Annotated in this window: 18 protein-coding genes; 13 read left to right on the top strand and 5 right to left on the bottom strand. The window is 72.1% G+C overall.

Annotated features, from left to right (window positions below; genetic code table 11):
• Positions 1-144 precede the first annotated feature (144 nt).
• A complete protein-coding gene (locus BM290_RS03965; protein WP_093610111.1) occupies positions 145-1,695 on the bottom strand; it encodes a CocE/NonD family hydrolase in 1,551 nt (516 codons plus the stop codon).
• Between the two features lie 126 nt (positions 1,696-1,821).
• Here BM290_RS03965 and BM290_RS03960 point away from each other — a divergent pair, with 126 nt between their 5' ends.
• Together BM290_RS03960 and BM290_RS03955 are read left to right on the top strand one after the other, a co-directional pair.
• Positions 1,822-2,448 carry a TetR/AcrR family transcriptional regulator gene (locus tag BM290_RS03960; RefSeq protein ID WP_093610109.1) on the top strand — a complete coding sequence of 209 codons (627 nt, stop codon included), beginning with the start codon at positions 1,822-1,824 and terminating at the stop codon, positions 2,446-2,448.
• 7 nt (positions 2,449-2,455) lie between these two features.
• Positions 2,456-5,257, top strand: a complete 2,802-nt coding sequence (locus tag BM290_RS03955; RefSeq protein ID WP_093610107.1) for a PAS domain S-box protein — start codon at positions 2,456-2,458, stop codon at positions 5,255-5,257.
• Here BM290_RS03955 and BM290_RS03950 read toward each other — a convergent pair.
• Complete coding sequence (locus tag BM290_RS03950; protein WP_093610105.1) at positions 5,254-6,270, bottom strand: DUF2278 family protein; 1,017 nt, start codon at positions 6,268-6,270, stop codon at positions 5,254-5,256. The genes BM290_RS03955 and BM290_RS03950 overlap by 4 nt on opposite strands.
• A 189-nt stretch (positions 6,271-6,459) precedes the next feature.
• Between BM290_RS03950 and BM290_RS03945 the strand changes: the two genes are divergently transcribed.
• From BM290_RS03945 to BM290_RS03910, 8 genes are all read left to right on the top strand, one after another.
• Positions 6,460-7,764, top strand: a complete 1,305-nt coding sequence (locus tag BM290_RS03945; RefSeq protein WP_093611153.1) for a hemolysin family protein — start codon at positions 6,460-6,462, stop codon at positions 7,762-7,764.
• Between the two features lie 84 nt (positions 7,765-7,848).
• Positions 7,849-9,087: an SLC13 family permease gene (locus BM290_RS03940; RefSeq protein ID WP_177319572.1), complete on the top strand. Its 1,239-nt coding sequence runs from the start codon at positions 7,849-7,851 to the stop codon at positions 9,085-9,087.
• Positions 9,088-9,464: 377 nt separating this feature from the next.
• A complete protein-coding gene (locus BM290_RS03935; RefSeq protein WP_143133607.1) occupies positions 9,465-11,279 on the top strand; it encodes a hypothetical protein in 1,815 nt (604 codons plus the stop codon).
• Positions 11,280-11,293: 14 nt separating this feature from the next.
• A complete protein-coding gene (locus tag BM290_RS03930; protein WP_093610101.1) occupies positions 11,294-11,962 on the top strand; it encodes a response regulator in 669 nt (222 codons plus the stop codon).
• Entirely contained in the window at positions 11,959-12,921 is a 963-nt protein-coding gene (locus BM290_RS03925) for a Ppx/GppA family phosphatase (protein ID WP_093610099.1), read from the top strand. The genes BM290_RS03930 and BM290_RS03925 overlap by 4 nt, the downstream gene beginning before the upstream one ends.
• A gap of 73 nt (positions 12,922-12,994) precedes the next feature.
• Positions 12,995-14,515 carry a methyl-accepting chemotaxis protein gene (locus tag BM290_RS50550; protein WP_093610097.1) on the top strand — a complete coding sequence of 507 codons (1,521 nt, stop codon included), beginning with the start codon at positions 12,995-12,997 and terminating at the stop codon, positions 14,513-14,515.
• A 115-nt stretch (positions 14,516-14,630) separates the two neighbouring features.
• Complete coding sequence (locus BM290_RS03915) at positions 14,631-15,746, top strand: WD40/YVTN/BNR-like repeat-containing protein (RefSeq protein WP_093610095.1); 1,116 nt, start codon at positions 14,631-14,633, stop codon at positions 15,744-15,746.
• Positions 15,743-16,039, top strand: a complete 297-nt coding sequence (locus tag BM290_RS03910) for a MoaD/ThiS family protein (protein ID WP_093610093.1) — start codon at positions 15,743-15,745, stop codon at positions 16,037-16,039. The genes BM290_RS03915 and BM290_RS03910 overlap by 4 nt, the downstream gene beginning before the upstream one ends.
• 49 nt (positions 16,040-16,088) lie before the next feature.
• On the opposite strand, the gene BM290_RS03905 is transcribed toward BM290_RS03910, so the two are convergent.
• Positions 16,089-16,799 (bottom strand): hypothetical protein, encoded by a 711-nt coding sequence (locus tag BM290_RS03905; protein ID WP_093610091.1) that lies wholly within the window; start codon positions 16,797-16,799, stop codon positions 16,089-16,091.
• 181 nt (positions 16,800-16,980) lie between these two features.
• Here BM290_RS03905 and BM290_RS03900 point away from each other — a divergent pair, with 181 nt between their 5' ends.
• Positions 16,981-17,568: a TetR/AcrR family transcriptional regulator gene (locus BM290_RS03900; RefSeq protein ID WP_093610089.1), complete on the top strand. Its 588-nt coding sequence runs from the start codon at positions 16,981-16,983 to the stop codon at positions 17,566-17,568.
• Here the strand turns inward: BM290_RS03900 and BM290_RS03895 are convergent.
• Complete coding sequence (locus BM290_RS03895) at positions 17,522-18,526, bottom strand: SDR family NAD(P)-dependent oxidoreductase (RefSeq protein ID WP_093610087.1); 1,005 nt, start codon at positions 18,524-18,526, stop codon at positions 17,522-17,524. The two genes, BM290_RS03900 and BM290_RS03895, sit on opposite strands and share 47 nt — an antisense overlap.
• A 106-nt stretch (positions 18,527-18,632) precedes the next feature.
• Here BM290_RS03895 and BM290_RS03890 point away from each other — a divergent pair, with 106 nt between their 5' ends.
• On the top strand, positions 18,633-19,832 hold the full coding sequence (locus BM290_RS03890; RefSeq protein WP_093610085.1) for a DUF1444 domain-containing protein: 1,200 nt from the start codon (positions 18,633-18,635) through the stop codon (positions 19,830-19,832).
• A gap of 89 nt (positions 19,833-19,921) precedes the next feature.
• Positions 19,922-22,183: an FdhF/YdeP family oxidoreductase gene (locus BM290_RS03885; protein ID WP_093610083.1), complete on the top strand. Its 2,262-nt coding sequence runs from the start codon at positions 19,922-19,924 to the stop codon at positions 22,181-22,183.
• Between the two features lies 1 nt (position 22,184).
• Here the strand turns inward: BM290_RS03885 and BM290_RS03880 are convergent, their stop codons facing one another.
• Complete coding sequence (locus tag BM290_RS03880; protein WP_093610081.1) at positions 22,185-24,230, bottom strand: phosphocholine-specific phospholipase C; 2,046 nt, start codon at positions 24,228-24,230, stop codon at positions 22,185-22,187.
• Between the last annotated feature and the right edge of the window lie 23 nt (positions 24,231-24,253).

The raw sequence follows: 24,253 nt of genomic DNA, 5'->3' as shown, positions 1-24,253 counted from the left end.
AACCTATGGTCCGATCGTTGCGATACAACGGCTCCGGGCTGAAACTGCAGTGACACCGGTGATTCCAGGCTGTTTCCTGTCCCGGCCAATGAGTCCTAAATGGAAATGGATCACCGGAACTACCGGTGATCCATTTCCGAATCGTCAGCGAATGGGTACGTCCACGTAGGATCCGCCACCGATGGTGATGGAATCCCCCGATTCGTTCTCGTCGTAGTAGAGCGGGTCCACGGTGTCCACCACGAGGGTCAGCGAGTGCCCGGCCGGCAGGTCGTAAGCGGTGGCCGGCAGCTTCACGTCGACACTGCGCGTGGCCGTCAGCCAGGTCGCCGGAGCGTGGGTGATCAGCTTGGCGGTGCCGAGGGAGTCCAGGTCGTAGAGGTACGCCACCACGGTCCCGGTCGCCGCGGCGCCGGAGAGCTCCAGGTGCACCTTCGGGATGCCGCGGATCCGCTGCGCCGACGACGGGCGTTCGGCCGCCCAGACCCCGGCCCGCCCGCGGTCCACGAACGGCAGCCAGACCGACGGCTGCTGCCCGGTGATCGCCGCCGCCCCGTTGGAGATCAGCACGATGCCGCCGCCGGCGACGGTGTCCCGGTCGGCGGGCAGGGTCTTGGTCCAGCCGGAGCTGACCGCGCCGCCGAGCAGGCCGGTGCCGTCCAGGGTGCGGATCCTGCCCAGGCCGTACCGGGTGGTCGACGACGACTGCGCCGCCCAGGTGGGGTACGACTCGGCGGTGGCGTTCAGCGGCTTCAGGTAGATCGGGTCCGGGCTCGTCGTACCGGTGGCGAGGTGCTCGTCGAGGAAGGCGTAGAGGCTCGTCCACACCTCGTTGGGCAGCCCCAGCACGCCGGTCAGCTCGGCGATGGCGTGGTCGCCGGGGCGCAGCTCCAGCCGCTTCGGGGTGGTGAGCCGGCCGTAGAAGTCGACGAGCTGGTTCGGCGGGAAGAAGGTGTCACCCCAGCCGTTGGCGATCAGCACCGCCGGGTTGTTCGCGTTGATCCGGTCGAGGTAGGTGGCGGCGGACCGTACCCTCGCCCACGCCATCACGCCGTCGACGTTCACGTTCGCGTTGAAGTCGTTCATCTTGGCGGTCAGCTCGGCGCTCGGCGTGCCGGCGATCTGCGCGGCCAGCTCCAGCAGCCCGGCCGACTGGCGGTGCCGGGTCTGGTCGGCGTAGAGCGAGTAGACCAGGTCGGTCCATCCACTGAGTACGCCGACCGCCCGGATCCGGCTGTCGAAAGCCGCTCCGAGCAGGCTGATCCCGGCGCCGTACGAGATGCCGGCCGCCCCGATCCGGGCCGGGTCGGCGGCCGTGTTCGCGATCGTCCAGTCGACCACCCTGGTCAGGTCGGCCATGTCCTTCGGCCCGGCGGTGTCGATCTCCCCGCCGGACAGCCACCAGCCCCGCGGCGTGTACGACACCACCACGTACCCGCGCCCGGCCAGCACCTTCGCCTGCGCGAGGTACTCCAGGTCGTTGAGTCCCCAGCTGGACGGCAGGATCACCGCCGGGTGCCGTCCGCCGGCCGAGGGTGCGATGACGTTGGCCTTGAGGGCGACCCCGCCGTCACCGGTGATCTCGACCGCCGTGAAGCCGGTCGTGCCCACGGCGGCGTGCGCCGGTGCGGTGGTCAATGTGGTCGTGGCCAGGGCGAAGGCGGCGATCAGTGTGGTCAAGCGGCGAAGCGCCATCAACACTCCTCGATTCAGGGGAGCGAACGTGGCGGCAGCGTAGGAATCGGTTCCGAGAATTTGAAGATGGTGACATTCTCGTTACCGGCTAGTAACGTGACTGATCGGTAGCCAAGGGGGTGTCAGGTGCTCTACGGAACCCCGACAGCACGTCGACGTGACGCCCAGCGCAACCGGGCGGCCATCCTGGAGGCCGCGAGCGAGGTGCTGGCACAGGAGGGCGTCGTCGCCCTGATGCCGGAGATCGCCCGCCGCGCCGGGATCGGCCAGGCCACCCTCTACCGGCACTTCGCCGACCGGCAGGCGCTGACCGCCGCCGTGCTGACCTACCAGCTGGAGATCATGGAGGCCCGGGTCGCCGCCTGCTCCGGGCATCCGGCCGGGTTCCGGGACCTGCTCCGCGAGACCCTGCACTCCCAGATCGAGCTGCGCGGCCTGGTCAAACTGGTGCGCCGCTTCGACCTCGGGTTGCAGGAGCGCTACCGGCAGCGGGTGATCGCCGCCTTCGCCGCGCCGCTGGGCCGGGCCCGCGAGCACGGGCACGTCCGCGCCGACCTGGTCCCCGAGGACCTGTCCCTGCTGTTCACCATGGTTCAGGGGGTGGCCGAGGCCACCGACGACGTGCGGGCCGCCCGGGCCGCCGCCGACCGCGCGGTCGACCTGGTGCTCGACGGAGTCTTCCGGCCGGACCTCAGGACCCCGGGGACACTGCCGATCAACCCCGCGGTGGAGGAGCACGGCGGAACGGGGTGACGACACGATGCGTGGTCCGGAGATCGACGAGATCAGCGTGTCGGAGCGAGCCGAGCTGGAACGGCTGCGCCAGATCATCTCGACCGGCCCCACCGGCTTCGTCTCGATCGACGCCGACGGCATCGTCCGGATCTGGAACCGGTCGGCGTGCCGGCTGCTCGGCTGGACGGCCGACGAGATCATCGGCCGCCCGCTCACCGAGCTGCTGATCCCGGCCGAGTTGCGGGACGCGCACACCGCCGGGATGGCCCGCTACCTCGCCTCCGGCGAGCCGGCGGTGATCGGCAAGCCGGTCACGCTGCCCGCCCTGCACGCCGACGGCCGCCGGATCGAGCTGGAGTTCACCATCTGGCCGTCCTGGGTCGGCGGCGAGCGCCACTTCTACGCGTTCATGCGCGACATGTCCGAGCAACGGGCCGCCGAGGAGCAGGCCGCCCGGCACACCCGGGTGCTGCTCGCCACCATCGACGCGCAGCGGGCCGTCACCGCCGCGGCCCACGACCACGACAAGGCACTGCGCGTCGTCGCCGAGCAGGTGATGGCCGTCTTCCCCGCGGCCGGCGGCGCGGCCGTCGAGCTGATGGACGGCGACTTCGCCGCGACCGGCGCCCTCACCGGCTACACCGGCCTCACCGGCGTCCGGGCCCGGCCCGGCTCGCTCGCCAGCGAGGCGATCGCCCACCGCCGGGTCGTACGCTGCGCCGACACGGCCACCGACGAACGGGTCGACCGCGAGGCCTGCCTGCGGATCGGGGTCCGGTCGATGTGCGCCGCCCCGTTGTACAGCGGCGACCGGCTGATCGGCGTGGTCAAGGTCGGCAGCGCCCGGCCGGACGCCTTCGGCGAGGTGGACGCGCACCACCTGGAGCTGCTCGCCGCCAGCCTGGCCTCCACCCTGCGGTACGTCGACGACTACGCCCGCAACGCCACCCTGCTCGCCGAGCGGACCGCCGCGCTGGAGGCCCTGGAACTCAGCGACGCCCGGTTCCGCCTCACCTTCGAGAACTCGCCGCTCGGCCTGGCCCTGTCCAGCGTCGACGAGCGGTCGTTCGGGCGCTACCTGCAGGTAAACCCGGCGATGTCGGCGATCACCGGGTACTCGGCCGAGGAACTGCTCGGCATGTCGTTCCGCGACCTGCAGCACCCGGACGACGTCGCCGCCACCGAGACCGCGCTCCGGCAGATGATCACCACCGGGCCGGACACGGTCCGCGTCGAGCGCCGCTACGTGCACCGGGAGGGGCACACCATCTGGGTGTCGAACCGGGTGGCGGTGGTGCGCGGCGGGGACGGCGCCCCGTCGTACGTCGTGGTGCAGGTCGAGGACGTCACCGCCCAGCGCGCGGCGGACGCCCGGTTGCGCCAGATGGCCGCGCTCCTCAAGATCATCCCCGTCGCGGTGATCGTGCGGCGTCTCGACGGCACCGTCCTGTGGTGGAACAGCGGCGCCCAGAGCCTCTACGGCTGGACCCCGGGAGCGGCCGCCGGGCGGCTCAGCCACCGCCTGCTGAACACGGTCTTCGAGGACGGCTCGGCGGCCGAGCAGCGGGCCACGCTGGAGTCCGACGGCGTCTGGTCCGGTCGGCTGCAGCACCTCACCGCCGCCGGGCGTACCGTCAGCGTGCTCAGCCGGCAGGTCGTCCACCGGACCGCCGACGGCGACGTCGAGGTCCTGGAGATCAACACCGACGTGACCGCGGCCCGCGCCGCCGAACAGGCCCTCGCCCTCAACGACCAGCGGTTCCGGGCCCAGTTCACACATTCGGCGGTGGGCCAGGTGATCCGGGCGCTGGACGGCTCGCTGATCGCGGTGAACGAGGCCTTCGCCGGCATGCTCGGCCGCTTCGCCGAGGACCTGATCGGACGCGACGTCGACGAGGCGCTGCTCGGCCCGGACGACCGCGCCCACATGCACAACGAGATCGCCGGGCTCTTCGCCGGTGACGCCACCTCCTACACCCACGAGGCCCGGCTGCGTCACGCCGACGGCTACTGGGTCGACGCCGAGATCACCGTCTCCCTGGTCCGGGACTCCCAGAACCGCCCGAAGCACCTGATCGTGGTGGCCACCGACGTCTCCCAGCGGCGGATCGCCGAACGGGCCCGGGACGACGCGGCCGCCGCCCTCGCCGAGCGCAACACCGCCCTGGAGGTCGCCAACCAGCTCAAGCTCGACATCATCGGGATGCTCGGGCACGAGATCAGCAACCCGCTGTCGGCCATCCTCGGCTACAGCGACCTGCTCGCCGACGACTTCGAGGCCGGCACACCGGCGGCGACGGGGATCGGCGTGATCAGCCGGCAGGCGCAGCGGCTCGACGAGATCGTCCGCGAGGTGCTCAGCATGGTCAGCATCGACGCGGGCAACCTCAGCGCCGTACGCGGGGAGGTGTCCCTGCACGACGGGATCGCGCAGGCCCTGGCGAGCGCCGGCGCCACCGCGGTGCCGGTGACCGGCCCGGACGTCACCCTGCGCTTCAATCCCGGCCACCTGCAGCAGGTCCTGGTCAACCTGCTCTCCAACGCGGCCAAGTACGCGGGCGGCGCGACCGGCATACGGATCGAGCCGTCCGGCCGCGGCCGGGTGCTGCTGCGCGTCGAGGATCGCGGGCCCGGCGTGCCGGAGGAGTTCCGCCCGCGCCTGTTCGAACGGCTCACCCGGGCCGAACGCGACGCCGGCTCGGTCCGCGGAACCGGTCTCGGGCTCTACATCGTCCGGAGCCTGGCCCGCGCCAACCACGGCGAGGTACGGCACGAGCCGCACCCCGCCGGCGGATCGGTCTTCGTCCTGGAGGCCGAGTCGGTCTAGAAGACGACGCTCCAGCCCTCCCGGCGCCCCTGATCGGCGGTCCACGCCACGCCGTCCACCTTGAGCCCGCGCGCGTCCAGCAGTGTCAGCGTGCCGCCACCGTTGCCCAGCCGCACCGGCTCGGTGACCGGCACCCGCGCGGCCGCCCCGGACGCCAGCGCCCCGGACAGCGGCAGCCGGCCGCCGGCCCGGTCCACCAGCGACCAGCCGGCCAGGTCGATGTCCCGGGGCGAGGTGTTCAGCAGCGTGACGGTCTCCGCCTCGGGCGCCGGGCCGGCCGGGTTCACCAGCGCCGCCACGATGCGTACCAGATGGTCCGGCTCGGACGACGACGGCTGCGGCGCCGGGCCCGCACCGGGCAGTTCCGGCAGCGGATGCCCGGTGATGTCGTCGGTGTGCCACACCTGCGACTGGAAGGCCAGGAAGATCGCCACCCAGTCGTCGGCGGCCGGGAAGTGCAGCAGCAGCGCCCCGTCCTGCCACACGCCGTTGTCACCGGCGAACCGCCCGCGGTTGCCCTGGTTCATGTGCACGTCGTGGATCCCGTTGCCGGGCCGGAACCCGAAGATCTTGTCCGGCTTCGCCTCCGGGCCCCACGCCTCGCCGAACACGTACGCCCGCGCGTCCAGATCACCCAGCGCCCGGCGGACGAAATGATCGAGGAAATCGCCCAGATCATTGTCCGGCCCCGGCTTCGCGGCCGGCACCGGGCGCATCGAGGTGCGGTCGAAGAGGTTCCCGCGGATGAAGTCGATCGCCACGCCCCCGGGCCGGCTGCCGATCTCGGTGAAACCGTCCGGAAGCCGGCGCACCTGCTCCAGGATCGGATGGTCGAAATGGTCGGCCGCCAGGTGGAGCAGGTCCGGCGGGCTCTGCTGGGAACGTACGTTGACGGCCGCCCGGTAATCGATGCCGGAGGCCCGCAAATGAATTTGGTAATGCGGTGTGTCATTGGTCTCGATGCGACGGTCGACGACGGCCGCCCGCAGAACCCCGTAGCGCTTCAACGGCATGGACCGGATTGGACACCCGGGTATATTGCGTGTCAATAAACGGCTCGGGAAGTGTTCTCGTCAATTACCGGACAGCGTGTAATCGAGCGGGCGTCACCGGCCCGCCGCGGGCATGGATCACGATCTCCCTGGGAATCCTCACAGCCGGCACCGGTAGCCTGGTGCCTTCGTCTCTTCGTGAAGGAGTTGATGTCCGCCGTGGGCGGATACGGCTGGCAAGTTGTCCTGGTCGTGGTGCTGGTGCTGCTCAACGCGGCGTTCTCGGGAAGCGAGATGGCTCTCATCTCGCTGCGGGAGAGCCAGTTGCAGCGTCTCGAGCGGCAGTCCCGCACCGGAAGGACCCTCGCCAGGCTGGCGCGGGACCCCAACCGGTTCCTGGCCACCATTCAGATCGGCATCACCCTGGCGGGCTTCCTCGCCTCGGCTGCCGCGGCGGTGTCCCTGGCACAGCCGCTGATCGAGCCGCTCGGCTTCCTCGGCAGCGCCGCGGAGCCCGTCTCGATCATCCTCGTCACCATCGTCCTGACGTTCTTCACCCTGGTCGTCGGCGAGCTCGCCCCCAAGCGCATCGCCATGCAGCGGGCCGAGGGCTGGGCCATGCTGGTGGCCCGCCCGCTCGACGTCCTGGCCACCCTGTCGCGGCCGGTCGTCTGGCTGCTCGGCAAGGCCACCGACCTGGTCGTCCGCCTCGCCGGCGGCGACCCCGGCGCCGGCCGTGAGGAGGTCAGCACCGAGGAGATCCGCGACATGGTCGCCGCCCAGCAGGACATCACTGCCGAGCAGCGCACGATCATCAGCGGCGCCTTCGAGATCGCCGACCGCATCCTCCGCGAGATCCTCATCCCGCGCCGTGACGTGCTGATCCTCCCGGCCGACCTGCCCGCCCCCGAGGCGCTGGCCCGGCTGGTCAAGGGCGGCCACTCGCGCGCCCCGGTGACCGGCGCCATGGGCCTCGACGACGTGCTCGGCGTGGTCCACCTGCGTGACCTGATCGCCGCCGACGGGCTGGCCCGCGACCACATGTTCGAGCCGCTGTTCCTGCCCGAGACGCTGAAGGTGTCCGACGCCATGCGCCAGCTGCGCGGCCAGCGCCAGCAGTTCGCCCTCGTCGTCGACGAGCGCGGCGCCATCGACGGCATCGTCACCATGGAGGACCTGGTCGAGGAGGTCGTCGGCGAGATCTACGACGAGAGCGACCGGGACGTGCAGTCGGTGATCCACGAGGAGGACGGGGCGATGCTGCTGCCCGGCACCTTCCCGATCCACGACCTGCCGGACATCGGCGTCGACATCGAGGAGACCGACGCCGGCGACTACACCACCGTCGCCGGGCTGGCCCTGGCCCGCCTCGGCCACATCCCGACCGTCCCCGGCGAGACCGTCCGCATCGACGGCCACACCGCCGAGGTCGTCGAGATCACCGGCCGGGCGATCACCAAGCTGCGCCTGCGATCCCTGCCGGCCGAAACCGCCGACGAGGACGCCGAGGACTGACCCGTCCGGAAGGGCCGGGCGTGCCTCGTCACACCCGGCCCTTTCCGGCTCGCGGGCGTGTCCGTTCGCTCATAGGCTTCACCAGTGCTGATGATCATTGCGCTGGCGCTGCTGGCGGCGGTTCTCGCCTTCGCCGTGGCCCGGCCCCGGGGGCTTCCCGAGGCCGCGGCCGCGGTGCCCGCCGCCGCGCTGGCCGTCGGCTTCGGCCTGGTCACCCCGTCGGCGGCCCTGCACGAGGTGGAGGAGCTGGCGCCGACCGTCGCGTTCCTGGCCGCGATCCTGGTGCTCGCGTTCACCGCGGAACGGCACGGCGTCTTCGGCTGGATCGGCGCGCTCGTCGCCCGTACCGGCAAAGGTCGTCCCCGCCGTCTCCTCGGAGCCGTCTTCGGCGCCGCCGCCGTGACCACCGCCGTGCTCAGCCTCGACGCCACGGTCGTCCTGCTCACCCCGGTGGTCTTCGCGGTCGCCGCCCGCGCCGGCGTCCGCCACCGCCCGCACGCCTACGCCTGCAACCATCTGGCCAACTCGGCCTCGCTCCTGCTGCCCGTCTCCAACCTGACGAACCTGCTGGCCTTCACCGCGAGCGGGCTGACCTTCGCCGGATTCGCCGCCCTGATGGCCGCGCCGTGGCTCGCCGTCATCCTGGTCGAGTTCCTGATCTTCCAGTTCTTCTTCGCCGGCGACCTGGCCGCCCCCGCCACCGAACGCCCCGGCGACCCCGGTCCGGCCCCCCGCTACGCCCTCACCGTCCTGGCCGTCACCCTCGCCGGCTTCGCGGCACTCCAGCCGTTCGGCGTCGAGCCCGCCTGGGTGGCCGCCGCCGGCGCCGCCGCCCTGGCCGCACCCCTGCTGCGCCGCCGCGACATCCGCCCCCGCACCCTGCTCACCGAGGCGAACCCGGCCTTCTGCGCCTTCGTCCTGGCCCTCGGCGTGGTCGTGCTGGCCGTCCGCGCCAACGGCCTCGGCGACTGGATCGACACCTGGATCCCCCGCCACCCCGACCTGCTGGGCCTCCTCGGTGCCGCCACCCTCGCGGCGATCCTCGCGAACGTCCTCAACAACCTCCCCGCCACCCTCGTCCTGCTCCCCGCCGTCGCCCACTCCCCGGGCCTGCTCCTGGCCGTCCTCATCGGCGTCAACGTGGGCCCCAACCTCACCTACGCCGGCTCCCTCGCCACCCTGCTCTGGCGCCGCATCCTGCACGCCCGCGACGCCGCTCCCCGAACCTCCGAATTCCTCAAACTAGGCGCCGCCACCGTCCCCCTCACCGTGGTCGCCGCGGTCACCGCACTCTGGGCCGGCCTCAACCTCTACCAACCCTGATCCGGTACGCCGACGGCCGCCCCCGACCGCACCCACCCCGCCCGTGGCCGCCCCGCGACGCGGTCCCGGCGCCGGACCGCAGCGCGCCCGCCGGGCCGATCCCGCCCCACCGCCCACGCGCCGTCCCCATCCGGCGACCGGTCCCGGGACGGTCGTGGGACGGACGAATCCATCGCGGCCGGGGTGCGCGCTGGCCCACGGCCCCGCCGGCCGGTACCGCTCCGGGCGGCCCCCGGCGTCGTGTCGGCGTTCGGGAGGCAGCGCTGGATGCCGCCCGGCCGAAGGGTGGGGCCGGGGCGTCGCTGACGGCCGCCGGGGACGGGCGTGGGCGGGCGTTGTGGGAACGGGATGTCATGGGGCGCTTGTAGGATGCGCCGGTGGTTCAGGATCTCGTGGGTGACGACCGGTCTGCGGCGGCGATGAGGCAGGGGACTGGCGGGGAGAAGCCGGGCTCCGCCGCCGGTGACGCCCACGCGGCGGAGAGGGCGGCTGAGGCGGCGGCCGGGGCAGCCTCTGAGGAGGCGGCTGGGACGGCGGCTGAGGCGGCGGTGGGGTCGTGGAGTGGGGCCGAGCTGGTGCTGTGGCTGCACCGGGGGCTGTCGGTGGCGGCGGTCATGGGGCTCGTGGTGGGGACCCGCGCGTTCTGGCAGGCCAATGCGATGAGCCGGCCCTGGCTGGCGCTGACGCTGACCGGGGCGTACCTCGTGATGCTGATCGCCGCCGTGGTGGCGCTGTGTGCGTCCCGGCATCGGGTGCTGGCGCGGCTGGATGCCGGCGTGCTGGTCACCGCGATCGTGATCAAGCTGGTGGCGGCGTGGCCCGGGGTGTCGGGCGCGAAGGCGCTGACGGTCGACGAGGGCATTCTGATGGATGCGGCGTCGCGGGCTCTGGCGAAGGGGAACAACCCGTACACGTCGGCGTGGCCGGGGATCGATCCGGCGCTGCCGACCCAGCTGATGGACGGGCGTACGGTGTTCGACTTCGGTTATCCGCCGCTGGGTGTGGAGATCGGGGCGGTGTTCCAGCGGCTGTTCCCGTCGATGACGGGCATCGTGCTGGTGGCGTGGCTGGCGGTGTTCGTGACGGCGGTGTTCGTGTTCACCGTGGCGCCGGGGCCGTTGCGGCCGATCGCGACCCTGGGCGTGCTGGGCCTGGGCACGTTCACCGGTTACGCCGACAACGCGTACCCCTCGGTGATCGCTCTTCCGTTTCTCTGTCTGGCTCTGTGGGGCTGGCCGCGGATCGGCCGGACCGGACGTCTGGGGTGGCACGGTCTGGTGCGCGCGGTGGCGCTGGGTGTCGCGTGCTCGATTCACCAGCTGGGCTGGTTCCTGGCGTTGTTCCTGGTGGTGGGCCTGGTCGTGCTGCGCCTGGGTGAGTTGGGCCTGGCCCGGACGTTCGGGTTGATGCTGCGGTACGGCGGAACCGCGCTCGCGGTGTTCGTCCTGTCGAGCCTGCCGTTCATCGTGACGACGCCGCACGCGTGGCTGACCGGGGTGTTCGAGCCGTTGCTGCAGCACGCTGTCCCGCACGGCCAGGGCCTGATGGGGATCACGCACTACATCATCGGCGGGAGCGCGGCGCTCGACTGGTACGGCCACGCGACGATCGCCCTGCTGCTGGCGCTGCTGGCGGCGTTCGGCCTGCACCTGCGCACGCTGGGTCCGGCGATCGCGGTGCTCCCGTGGATGATCTTCATGGTGTCGACCCGCTCGCAGGACGGCTATTGGCTGCTGACCATGCCGTTGTGGCTGGTCGCGCTGGTGACCACGACCCGGGCGGACTTCGCCGGCGCGTGGCGGGTCCCGCTGCCGAGGCGGGAGGCGGTCACCGCCGCGCTGTTCGTGCCGGCCGCGGCGATGTTCGTGGTCGCGGTGGCGACGCCGCAGCCGCTGGAGTTCACGGTGCGTACCCCGGTGGCGGCGGGGAAGAACCTGCCGGAGCTGACGGTCGAGGTGACGAACCGGTCGGACGAGCCGGTGCGCCCGAGCTTCTCGGTGGCGACGGGCGCGACGATCGCCAGCTTCTGGAAGGCCGAGGCCGGGCCGGAGACGCTGGCGGCCGGGGCGACCGGGACGTACACGCTGGTCCCGCCGACGAAGACGTTCAAGATCCCGGCGGAGGGCCGGACCATCCTGCGCGCGGTCTCGGACGCCCCGCAGACGCTCAGCAGCATCCGCCTGACGAACTGAGGAGCGGCCCTGCGATGACCCGCATCCTGGTGGTCGACGACGAGCCGCAGATCATCCGCGCGCTGCGGATCAATCTCAAGGCACGGGGGTACGAGGTGGACACCGCCCCGGACGGCGCCGCGGCCCTGCGCGCGGCCGTCGACCACCACCCCGACCTGGTGGTGCTGGACCTGGGCCTGCCCGACATGGAGGGCGCCGAGGTGATCGCCGGTCTGCGCGGCTGGACCTCGGTGCCGATCATCGTGCTCTCCGGCCGGGCGGACAGCACCGACAAGGTGACCGCGCTGGACGCGGGCGCCGACGACTACGTGACGAAGCCGTTCGGGGTGGACGAGCTGCTGGCCCGGATCCGGGCGGTGACCCGTCGCTCGCAGCCGGGGGAGCCGGAGGCACCGGTGGTGCGGCTCGGCGCGTACGAGGTGAACCTGGCCGAGCACACGATCAGCGGCGACGTCCGGCTCACCCCGACCGAGTGGCAGTTGCTGGAGCACCTGCTGCGGCATCCGGGCAAGCTGATCACGCAGCGGGACCTGCTGCACGACGTGTGGGGCCCGCAGTACCGGACCGAGACGAACTATCTCCGGCAGTACATGGCCCGCCTGCGCCGCAAGCTGGAGGCCGACCCGGCCCGTCCGCGCCATCTGCTCACCGAGCCCGGCATGGGCTACCGGTTCCGCCCATGAGCAGGCTCGGTGTGCTCGACGTCGGGTCGAACACGGTCAACCTGGTGGTCGCCGAGGCCGCGTCCGGACTGCCGCTGCCGGTGCACACGTGGGAGCGCCGGCCGCGGCTGGCGCACCGGCTGCCGGCCGACGGCACGATCGGCCCGGCCGCCCTGGACCGGATGGTCGCCGCGGTCGGGGAGGCGGTCGCCGAGTCCCACCGGGCCGGGGTGAACCGGATGTTCGCGTACACCACGGCGGTGGTCCGGGACGCTCCCAACCGCGACGCGGTCCTCGCGGCGGTGCAGGAGCGCACGGGGGTACGGCTGGGCACGCTCACCGGCATCGAGGACGCCCGCCTGACGTTCCTGGCGGCGCGGCGCTGGCTGGGCTGGCAGGCCGGTCCGATGCTGATGGTCGACATCGGCGGCGGCTGTCTGGAGGTGGCGTTCGGGCGGGACCGGCTGCCCGAGTCGGCGATGTCGCTGCCGCTGGGTGCGGGCCGGCTCACCCGGGAGTTCCTGGCCGACGGCGATCCGCCCTCGCCCCGGGCCGTCCGGAGGCTGCGGCGGCACGTGCGCGAGCAGTTCGCCGAGGTCGCCGCCCGCACCTCGTGGGAGGCTCCGCGTACGTCGGTGGCCGCCTCCAAGACTTTCCAGCAGCTGGCCCGGCTGGCCGGGGCGGCCCCGCTGCGGCAGGGCCCGTTCGTGCCGCGGGAGCTGCGGGCGACGGCGCTGCGGCCGTGGATCAAACGGCTGGCCGCGATGCCCAGCCCGAAACGGTCGCGTCTGCCCGGCGTGTCCCCGCACCGGGCCCGGCAGATCCTGGCCGGCGCGATCGTCGCGTACGAGGTGATGCGCCGGCTGAGCGTCGAGTCGCTGATCATCTGCCCGTGGGGGCTGCGCGAGGGGATCCTGCTGCGCGAGCTGGAGGCCCGGCAGACGCCGCTGGTCAACGCCGCCTGGGTGCCCTGGAATTGAGGTCTCATTCGCGGGGAGCACACGCCGATATCTCTGGTATCCGGTTGTTCCTCTCGCGCCAAGGAGACACATCGTGCGGTTGTTCGGTTCCCGTGCGGCCGGCCCCGAGGTGGCCCGCCCGATTCCCCGTGAGGTCGAGGCTCTGGAGCAGCTGGTGCTGGCGCTCGACGCGGCGACGGACGAGGACAGCGCCTGGCGTCTCACGGTGGACAGCATGGTCAAGTTCCAGAAGATGGGGTACGGCGCCGTCTGGGTTCCGGACGGGCTGAATCGGCTGCGGCGGCTGCACGAGTGCGGCCCGCTGCAGCCGCAGCTGGCCGGTGTCACCGAACCCGAGCTGGTGACCCGGGCGTTCCAGACACGTACCGCGGTCTTCGACGAGGAGCCGGAACGGGCCGCCGGGTGCCGTCGCTGGCAGGCCGCGGCCAAGGCGGGCATGGTCGCCGCGATGATGTTGCCGGTGGTGAAGAACGGCGAGGTGCTGGCCGTCCTCGAGTACTACTCGCCGGCGCCGATCTACGCCGACGCGGGACGCAAGGAGAAGCTCGCCGCCATCGCCCGTGTCGCCGAGCAGGCGCGTTCCGCGGCGGTCGCCGCCGCCGAGCTGCGCCAGGTGGCCACCGACCGGGAGGCCGTCACCACCGTGGTCACCCGGGTCGGGGCGGCCACGGACACCGCGACCACGATCCGTGCGGCTCTGGACGCGGTGCGGACGGCGTTCGGCTGGGCGTACGGCTCGTACTGGGAGATCGACGGCGCCGCCAACGTGCTGAAGTTCCACCTGGAGTCGGGGTCGGCCGGTGACGAGTTCCGCCGGGTCACGCTGGCCGCCGAGTTCGCCGAGGGTGTCGGCCTCTCGGGCCGTGCCTGGCGGGCCCGTGACCTGGTGTTCGTCAAGGACCTCGCGGAGGTGACCGACTGCGTGCGGGCACCCGCCGCGCAGCGGGCCGGGGTGCGCTCCGGAGTCTGTTTCCCGATCATGAGCGGGGACCGGGTCGTCGGCACGATGGACTTCTTCACCACCGAGTACATCGACCTGTCGGAGTCCCGGGCGGCCGCGCTGCGCAACGTGCAGCAGCTGGTGTCGCAGCGGCTCGACGTGGTCCGTGGCACCGAGCGGGCCGCCGCCAATGCCCGTGACCTGCTGGACACCGTGCAGCGGCTGCGCAGCGCCAGCGACGACGCCACCTCGGTGGCTGAGCAGGCGGTGAGCCGCGCGTCGGCGATGACCGCCGAGGTGGCCGCGCTCGGGCAGGCGTCGACGGCGATCGGTGACGTCATCAAGATCATCTCGTCGATCGCGGAGCAGACCAACCTGCTGGCGCTCAACGCGACCATCGAGGCGGCCCGGGCCGGTGAGTCGGGCAAGGGCTTCGCGGTGGTGGCCGGTGAGGTCAAGGAGCTGGCCCGGGAGACCGCCGAGGCCACCCAGAAGGTCGCCGACCAGATCGCCGGGATCCAGGCCAGCGCGGAGACCGTCGCCAACGGCATCCACACCACCAGCGAGACGATCGGGAAGATGGACGCCGTACAGGCCCGGATGAACGACGTGCTCGCCGAGCAGGCCGAGATGGCTCGCGCCCTGCAGGGTTGACCCCTTCCGATCGAACATTCGTCCTAGACTCCCCAGGGTGACGCAGGGCACACCATGATGCGTCCATGTGCCCGGCCGGTGGCCGGCCGGGCCCGACCCGGAAGGGGAACAGCACATGAGCGGTGTTCGATTGCTGGTCGGGACCCGTAAGGGGTTGTTCGTCCTCACCTCGGACGCGGCCCGCAAGGACTGGAAGGTGGACGGGCCGCACTTCGGTGGGTGGGAGATCTACCACGCGAACGGGTCGCCGGTCGATCCGAACCGGATCTACGTGTCGCAGTCGGGCGGCTGGTTCGGTCAGCTGATCCAGCGGTCCGACGACGGCGGCGCGACGTGGCAGCAGGTCGACCACGACTTCACCTACGCCGGTGAGGTCGGCGACCATCTCTGGTACGACGGCACCCCGCGCCCGTGGGAGTTCAAGCGCATCTGGCATCTGGAGCCGTCCCGTACCGAGCTGGACGTGGTCTATGCCGGCGCCGAGGACGCGGCGCTGTTCAAGAGCACCGACGGCGGCCAGAAGTGGGTGGAGCTGACCGGCCTGCGCACCCACACGTCGGCGCCGAAGTGGCAGCCCGGCGCGGGCGGCATGTGCCTGCACACGATCATCCTCGACCCGGTGAACCCGGAGCGGATCTTCGTGGCCATCTCGGCGGCCGGCGCGTTCCGCAGCGACGACGGCGGTGTCACCTGGCAGCCGATCAACCGCGGCCTGAACAGCGGCGGCATTCCCGACCCGGACGCCGAGGTGGGCCACTGCGTGCACCGGATCGCCCAGCACCCGTCCCGGCCGGACACGCTCTTCATGCAGAAGCACTGGGACGTCATGCGCTCCGACGACGCCGGCGACAACTGGCGGGAGATCAGCGGCGACCTGCCGACCGACTTCGGCTTCCCGATCGCGGTGCACGCCCACGAGCCGGAGACGATCTACGTCGTGCCGATCACCAGTGACTCGCTGCACTACGTGATGGACGGGAAGCTGCGCGTCTACCGCAGCCGGACCGGCGGCGAGCAGTGGGAGCCGCTGACCGTGGGCCTGCCGCAGGAGCACTGCTACGTCAACGTCCTGCGCGACGCCATGGCGGTGGACACGCTCGACGAGTGCGGCATCTATTTCGGGACGAGCGCGGGCCAGGTGTACGGGTCGGCCGACAGCGGAGACACCTGGCAGGCCCTGGTCAGCGATCTGCCGCCGATCTGCTCGGTGGAAGCGCAGGTGCTGCCGTGATCCGGGTGGTCCTCCCGCCCCACCTGCGCACCCTCGCCCACGTGTCCGGCGAGGTGCAGGTCGAGGTGCCCGGCGAGGTGACCCAGCGCCACGTGCTCGACGCCGTGGAGGCGAGGTTCCCGATGCTGGTCGGCACCATGCGTGACCGGGGCACCGGCCGGCGGCGGGCGCTGGTCCGCTTCTTCGCCTGCGAGGAGGACCTCTCCAACGAGTCACCGGACGCGGCGCTGCCCGACCGGGTGGCCCGCGGCGAGGAGCCCTTCCTCGTGGTCGGGGCGATGGCCGGGGGCTGAGACGCGACGGCGGCCGGGCAGATGCCCGGCCGCCGCGGTTGCGCTGACCTCAGTGCCAGGGGTGGTGCCATCCGCCGTAGCTCTGGTAGTAGCCGCCGCTGACGACCACGGGGCCGCCGACCGGCACGACCTGCACCGGCGCCGCCGGCACCGCGAGGACGCCGGCGTTGTTGCAGTCGCAGGCGGGCCCGCCGTTGCCGGGCTCGTCGTTCATGGCCTGGGCCTGGTCGTTCTGCGCGTACCCGGTGTCCTGGGCGTGCCCCTGGGCCTGTGCCTGGCCCTGGCCGTCACCCTCGTCGCCGTTGCCGCCCTTGTGCTTCTTGTGCTTCTTGTGGGCCTTCGCCGGCTTCTCGGAGCTGACGAGAGCGCCACCGGTCGGCTCCTCGGCTACCGGCGCGGGCTCCTCGGCCACCGGCGCGGGCTCCTCGGCGACCGGCGCCGGCTGGTCCATCACCGGTTGCTGTGCCACCGGCGCGGGCTCGTAGTCGACGACGGGTTGCTGGACGATCCGCACCGGTCTCTGGATGACCAGCACGTAGGGGGTGACGACCCTCTGCGAGTAGAAGTCACAGTCGTAGTCGGCATTCATCAGGAACATCGAGTTCGCGTACCCGTTGCAGTCGCTCATCGTGTTGTAGTAACCGAGTTCGTACCCGGGCGGCCACCAGCCCGGGTCGGCCGCCGCGGGTGCGGCTCCGAAGGCGGCCCCGGCCGCGAGCCCGGCGCACGCGGTGATCAGTCCCCGAGTCGATTTTCGCATGTCAGACCTTTCCGTTAAGTCGCTTGTGTCCCGCATAGCCCAGCACGACGTCCGGAAACCGGGGCGAGGTTCGTGCGAAGTACTTCGGACCGGGTAACCCTTGGCCCCCGGGGGCCACTCCCGAGTGATGCCGGGGACCTGCCGGGACGGGTGGGGCGCCGCCCGGCCTACGATCGGGGACATGGCCCGGCGCAGCGGCGAGGCGACTCGCGAGGAGATTCGTGCCGCCGCGGCCCGTCTGTTCCGGGAGCGTGGTTTCGCGCGAACCTCGGTTCGGGACATCGCGGCCCAGGCGGTGACGAACCCGGCGCTGGTGATCCGTCATTTCGGCACCAAGGAGCTGCTCTTCCTCGACACCATGCAGCTCACCATCGACGACGAGCCGCTCCTCGACGTCCCGCTGGAGCGGCTCGGCCCGCGGTTCGTCGAGGTGGTGCTCGCCGACGACGACATCCGCGGGGTCTACCTCGCGCTGGTCCGGGGCAGCAACGAGGCGCAGATCAAGGTCCGTCTGCAGACCATCCACGAGCGCACCTTCGTCGAGCCGGTGCGGGCCCGGCTCTCCGGCCCGGATGCCGACGTCCGGGCGCGGATCGCCGCGGCGCTGGTGGGCGGGCTGCTCTACGCCCTGTGGGTGGTCGAGGACGAGGGCCTGGTGTCGGCGGACCGCGGCGAGCTGATCGCCCACTACGGCGCGCTGCTGCAGCAGGCCCTCACCGGCCCTACTGGACCGACCAGCCACCGTCCGACGGCAGCACCACCCCGTTGAGGTTCACACCGTCGTCGCTGAGCAGGAAGGTGATCGACGCGGCCAGGTGTGCGGCCTGCGCCACCCCCGGGATGAGCTGGAGGAACGGGCCGGTGCGCCCCCTGCCGAACTCGGACTGGCCGGCCGGGGCCATGCCGGTGGCGACCCCGCCGGGCGCGACCGCGTTGGTGCGGATGCCGTGCTGCCCGTACATGAAGGCGATGTTCTTGGTGATGCCGATGACCGCGTGCTTGGACGCCGTGTAGGCGACGCCCGCCGCGTTGCCGCGCAGCCCCGCCTCGGAGGCGATGTTCACGATCGCGCCGTGGCCGGCCGCCAGCATGGCCGGGACCACCGCGCGGGTGAGGCGGAAGAGCCCGTCGACGTTGACCGCGAACACCTTCTCCCACACCTCGTCCGAGGTCTCGTGGATCGGGCTGAAGTCGTCGACCACCCCGGCCACGTTGGCGAGCCCGTCGATGCGGTCGCCGGCCGCGGCGACCACCCGGTCGATGTCCCCGGACCGGGTGATGTCGGCGGCGACCGCCACGAACGAGTCACCCAGCTCCGCCTCCGCCTCGGCCAGCTTCCCGGCGGTGATGTCGACGCCGATCACCCGGCCGCCCTCCCGGACGATGCGTGAGGCGGTGGCCCGGCCGATGCCGGAGGCCGCGCCGGTCACGATGATCGTCCGGCCGAGGAAGCGGCCGTCGACGATCTGCTCCGTCCAGCCGGACTCCGCGGTGGCCTCCGCGATGACCCCGCCGTTGACCTGCAGAACCAGGTCGTCGATCACCGACTGCGGCATCGTGCCCTGGCTGAGCTCGACCATCTGCCGCAGGGGCAGGCCGCGCACCGGCGCCAGCATCGACGGGTCCGCGCCGCCGGCGGCGAGCAGGCCGCCCAGCGCCGGGCCGCCCACCGGATGGTCCAGCCACTCGCCGACGGTGCTCGTCGCGGTCAGCGGCTTCTTGGTCATCGGGGGTCCCTTCGTCGGGAGACGGATCCGGCGGAGCCGAAGTAAACTTAGTTTACTTCGGCCCTGGGAGGTAACCCCGGGTTCCGCCGGGCGCTAGGGTCCTCCAATGGGATTGCTGGACAGGTTCGCCGGCTCGCCGCGCCGCCGCTTCGCCCAGTTCGCTCTCCGGGTGGCCCGGCGCACCCCCGGCGTGGAGCGCGCGGTCTATCAGCCGGACGACTTCGCCATCGCGATCCACCGGACCGGGTCCGACGGCCCGGCCCACCTCTATCTGGCCAACGTCTACCGCGAGACGGCCGGCGCCACCGCGGCCGAGCGCCGCGAACGGATCGAGACGCTGCTGCGGCTGATGCGTCCGATGCCGGAGGACAGCTGGGATTCGGTACGCCCGAAGCTGCGTCCCGTGCTGCGCCCGGTGACGTTCGGCGCGGCCGGCCCGGCCGGGATGCGCCCGCCGCTGTCCCGCCCGGCGATGCCGTTCCTGCGCGAGCTGGTCGTCATCGACGCCCCCGACGCGATGGCCTACATCCTCCCGGACCGGATCGAGGAGTGGGGGATCAGCGCCGACGAGGTGTTCGAGGTGGCCCACGCCAACCTGGCCGCGATCGCCCGGGACAGCCTGGAGCGGGAGTGGCGCGGCGGCGCGGTCAGCATGCTCGACGACGGCGACGGCTACTTCACGTCGCTGCTGCTGTCGCCCGGCTGGCTCGCCGAGGTGGGCGAGCGGATGGGCAGTCCGGTGATCGCCTTCGCGCCGGACAACAACACCCTGCTGGTGACGCCCCTGCCGGAGACCGGGATCGAGCAGATCTACGCGGTCGTCGAGCACAGCTTCGGCGAGGCGATCCGCTACCTGACCCCGGTCGGATACGTCGCCGGGCCGGAGGGCCGTGCCGTGCAGTATTTTCCGCCGCCCGGCCACCCGCACCACACCGTGGCCCGGCGGGCCGCCGCGGTCCTGGCCCTCACCGAGTACTCGAACCAGACCGAGTGGCTGTCCGCGCAGTACACGAAGGCCGGGGTGGACACCCACATCGGCGCCCTGATCGCGGTCGAGCCACCCGGCGGCGGCCCGGCCGTGACCATCACCACCTGGACCGCCGGGGTGAGCGCCCTGCTGCCCCGGGCCGACGTGATCGCTTTCGCCCACCCCGACGGCGGCGTCGAGTTCCGCGTCCCCTGGCAGATCGCCGAGGAACGGGCCGGTCTGACACCGGAGCCGCTGCTGGCCCCGCCCCGCTACCGCGTCGACGGCTGGCCCGCCCCGGACACCCTCGCCGAGCTGCGCGAGCACGGCGTCGGCTGATCCGCGGGCCAGGCTCGGCGACACCGCCTGTCGCGGGACCGGCCCGGCGGGAGAGACTGGGATGAATCTTGGTTACCTGGGGAGGTTCCATGCCGGCTCTCGACGACGAAGAGGCGCATCTGCGGGTGGGCCCGCCGGCCGACCACGCGGCCGGGCTGGAGGCGGTCCGGCTGAGCCTGGCCAACGCCGTCCGCACGATGGGCGTCCGCAAGACCGCCCGCAACCTGTCCGTGCTCAACCAGCACGACGGCGTGGACTGCATGAGCTGCGCCTGGCCCGACCCGTCCGGCCGCCGGCACACCGCCGAGTTCTGTGAGAACGGGGCGAAGGCGGTCTCCTGGGAGGGCCAGCGCGACACGGTGGGCCCGGAGTTCTTCGCCCGCCACTCGATCGCCGACCTGGCCGGGCGCACCGACCACTGGCTGGAGAAACAGGGCCGGCTGACGCATCCGATGGTGCGGCGCGACGGCGGCAGCCACTACGAGCCGATCACCTGGGACGAGGCGTTCCGCATCATCGGTGACGCCCTGCGGAGCCTCGACGATCCGGACCAGGCGGCCTTCTACACCTCCGGCCGCGCCAGCAACGAGGCGGCGTTCGTCTATCAGCTGCTGGCCCGCGCGTTCGGCACCAACAATCTGCCGGACTGCTCGAACATGTGTCACGAGTCGACCGGCACCGCCCTGAGCCGCACCATCGGCATTGGCAAGGGCTCGGTCACCCTCGACGACCTGCACCAGGCCGACCTGATCGTGGTCTCCGGGCAGAACCCGGGCACCAACCACCCGCGCATGCTCACCGCCCTGGAGATCGCGAAGCGGGACGGCGCGAAGATCCTGGCGATCAACCCGCTGCCGGAGGCCGGGCTGCTGCGCTTCGACAACCCGCAGAAGCCGCGGGGGCTGGCCGGCCGGGGCACCCCGCTGGCCGACCGGCTGCTGCGGATCCGGTCCAACGGCGACCTGGCCCTCTGGCAGGCGATCGGCCACCTGCTGCTGCGCAAGGGCGTCGCCGACCGGGAGTTCATCGGCGCGTCCACGGTCGGGTTCGAGGCGTGGGCCGAGCACGTCGCCGGGATCGACCGTGACAAGGTGCTCGCCGCGACCGGTCTGACCTGGGACGAGATCGAGGCCGCCGCCGACATGCTGGCCGGGGCCGAGCGGATCGTGCACTGCTGGGCGATGGGCATCACCCAGCACCGCAACGCCGTCGCCACGATCAAGGAGTTCGTCAACGTCGCGCTGCTCCAGGGCATGATCGGCAAGCCGGGGGCCGGGCTGTGCCCGGTCCGCGGCCACTCCAACGTGCAGGGTGACCGCAGCATGGGCATCTGGGAGCGGCCGTCGGCGCTCTTCCTGGACCGGCTGCGCGACGAGTTCGGGTTCGAGCCGCCCCGCGAGCACGGGCACGACGCCGTGGACACCGTCCGGGCGTTCCGGGACGGGCGGGCCAGGGTGTTCATCGCGCTCGGCGGCAACTTCGTGAGCGCCATGTCGGACACCGAGGTCACCGCCGCGGCGATGCGTGGCGCGGACCTGACCGTCCAGGTGTCCACCAAGCTCAACCGCAGCCACGTGGAGGCCGGCCGGACCGCGCTGATCCTGCCCACCCTCGGGCGGACCGAGCAGGACCTGACCGGCGGCCGGGTGCAGCGGATCACCGTGGAGGACTCGATGTCCGCGGTGCACGCCTCGCGGGGCCGGTCCGCGCCGGCCGGCCCGCTGCTGCGCTCCGAGATCGACATCGTCTGCGGGATCGCCGCGGCCGCGCTCGGTGACCGGCACGGCATCCCGTGGGACTCCTTCGCCGCCGACTACGAGGAGATCCGGGAACGGATCGGCCGGGTGGTCCCCGGCTGCGACGGCTACGCCGAGAAGATCCGGTCCGGCGGGTTCACCATGCCGCACCCGCCACGTGACTCGCGGACCTTCCCGACGGCCGAGGGCCGGGCCGTCTTCACGGTCAGCCCGCTCGAGGTGATGACCGTCCCGGAGGGCCGGCTCGTGCTGCAGACGCTGCGCAGCCACGACCAGTTCAACACCACGATCTACGGCCTGGACGACCGTTACCGGGGGATCAGCTCGGGCCGCCGCGTGGTGTTCGTCAACGCCGCCGACCTGGCCGAGCTGGGCTTCGCCGACGGCGACCTGGTCGACCTGGTCTCCGAGTGGGCCGACGGCGTGGAGCGCCGGGCCGACCGGTTCCGCCTCGTCGAGTACGACACGCCGAAGGGCTGCGTGGCCGCCTACTACCCGGAGACCAACCCGCTGGTGCCGCTCGACTCCCAGGCGGAGGAGAGCGGCACCCCCACGTCGAAGTGGGTCCAGGTCCGGCTGGAGCGCCGATCGTGAGCTAGACCAGGCCGCCCATCCTCGGGTCGCTGATGCTCTCCTCGCCGTCCTCGATGTGGCCGGCGTAGCGCACCAGCGGGCCGTCGCCGGCGGTCACCGACACGTCGTACCAGCCGCCGGTACGCCCGGCCGCGTGCTGCGAGGTGCGCGCGGTCCCGGCCCGCAGGCCCAGTGTGGCGGCGTGCCCGGTGTACCGGTCGGTGACCGTCACGTCGGCGCGTTTCGGGCCGGTGTTGCGGATCTCCAGCAGAAGGGTGTGGCGGCGCTCGTCGTACCGGGCGCGGACGGTGATCGGCGGGGCGCCCCGGAAGTGGCGGAAGAACCCGTTCGGGCCGCGCACCTGCAGGTCGGCGCCGGCCGCGGCGGCCCAGTGGTCGGTGAGCTGCCGCCCCGGCTCGACGGTGAAGGTCCGCGGCGCGTGCGCCGGATCGCCGGAGTGCGCCTGGAACACCGCGGTGGCCCGGCCGGTGTTGCGGAAGGTGATCTCGAAGCCGTCCGGCACGGCCCGGCCGTCGGCGTGCAGCGTGTACGGCAGCGGCCGCGCCGGCCGGACCCCGCGCTCCTGGGCGGGCAGCTCCGGGTCGGCCGGCGGCACCGGCTGCTCGTCCGGCCGCCGGGTCAGGTCGGCCGGCTTGAACCCGTCGGTGCCGGGCAGGCGGACGGTCCGCCGGTTCGGGTTCCGGAAGTCGAAGGCGCTGGTCAGGTCGCCGCTCACGGCCCGCCGCCAGGGCGTGATGTTGGACTCGATCAGGTCCGGGTTGCCGCGGGCGAACCGGGCCTCCAGGAACCGGATCAGCGACGTGTGGTCGAACAGCTGCGAGTTGACCCAGCCGCCCCGGGTCCACGGCGACACGACGATCGTCGGCACCCGGATGCCCAGCCCGTACGGCCCGGCCGGGTACTTCGCGCTGCCCGGGAAGATCTCGTGCACCGTGTCCACGGTCGATCGGCCCGGCTCGGGGACCGGCGGCACCAGATGGTCGAAGAAGCCGCCCTCCTCGTCGTAGGTGATGAACAGCGCCATCCGGCCCCACACCTTCGGGTTGCTCGCCAGGATGTCGACCACCTGGGAGACGTACCACTCGCCGTAGTGCGGGCCCCAATTCGGGTGCTCGGTGTACGCCTCCGGCGCGACCACCCAGCTCACCGCGGGCAGCCGGTCGTTGCGTACGTCCTCCCGGAAGTCGCTGAGCAGCGCGTCCGGGAGCCGGCCCAGCCGGTTGACCTCGGTGCCGGTCCGGGCCCGGTCGGCGAGCGGGGTACCGGGCGCGGCGTTCTGGTACTGGTGGAAGTAGAGCAGCGAGTTGTCGCCGTAGTTGCCGATGAACGGGTCCCGGGTCCAGCCCCAGCCGCCCGCCGCGGTCAGCCCGGTGCCGGTGTCCTGGTAGATCCGCCACGGGACGCCGTTGCGCTCCAGCCGCTCCGGGTAGGTCGTCCAGTCGTACCCCAGCTCGGCGTTGTCGACGACCGGCCCGCCGCCGGAGCCGTCGTTGCCCACCCAGCCGGTCCACAGGTGATAGCGGTTCGGGTCGGTCGAGCCCATCAGCGAGCAGAAGTAGTTGTCGCAGATCGTGAACGCGTCGGCGAGCGCGAAATGGTACGGCAGGTCGGCCCGCACGTGGTGGGTCATCGTCTGCACGCCCTTGTTCGGCACCCACCGGTCGTACCGGCCGTCGTTGACCGCGTCGTGCGTGTCGCGCCAGCCGTGCGGCGGGTCGGGCAGGAACATGCCGCCCACGTCGGGCACGTCCGGCCGGAACGGCAGCAGCTCGCCGGCGCCGTGCGGCTGATGCCACACGCTGCGGCCGGACGGCAGCGTCACCGGATGGGGGTCGGCGAAGCCGCGCACCCCGCGCAGCGTGCCGAAATAGTGATCGAAGGAACGGTTCTCCTGCATCAGGATGACGACGTGGTCGATGTCGCGGATCGTGCCGGTACGCACGTCGGCCGGAATGGACAGGGCCCTCTCCAGGCCCGCGGGCACGGCCGCCGCGACCGCGGGCATGCCGAGCATCTGCAGGAAGGAACGACGGTCAAACTCAGCCATGACGGATTCACCTTCGATCGACG

The sequence above is a fragment of the Actinoplanes philippinensis genome (assembly GCF_900113015.1).
GTDB lineage: Bacteria > Actinomycetota > Actinomycetes > Mycobacteriales > Micromonosporaceae > Actinoplanes > Actinoplanes philippinensis.
Note: the sequence above shows the minus strand (reverse complement) of the source record. Positions and strands in the feature narration are given on the sequence as shown.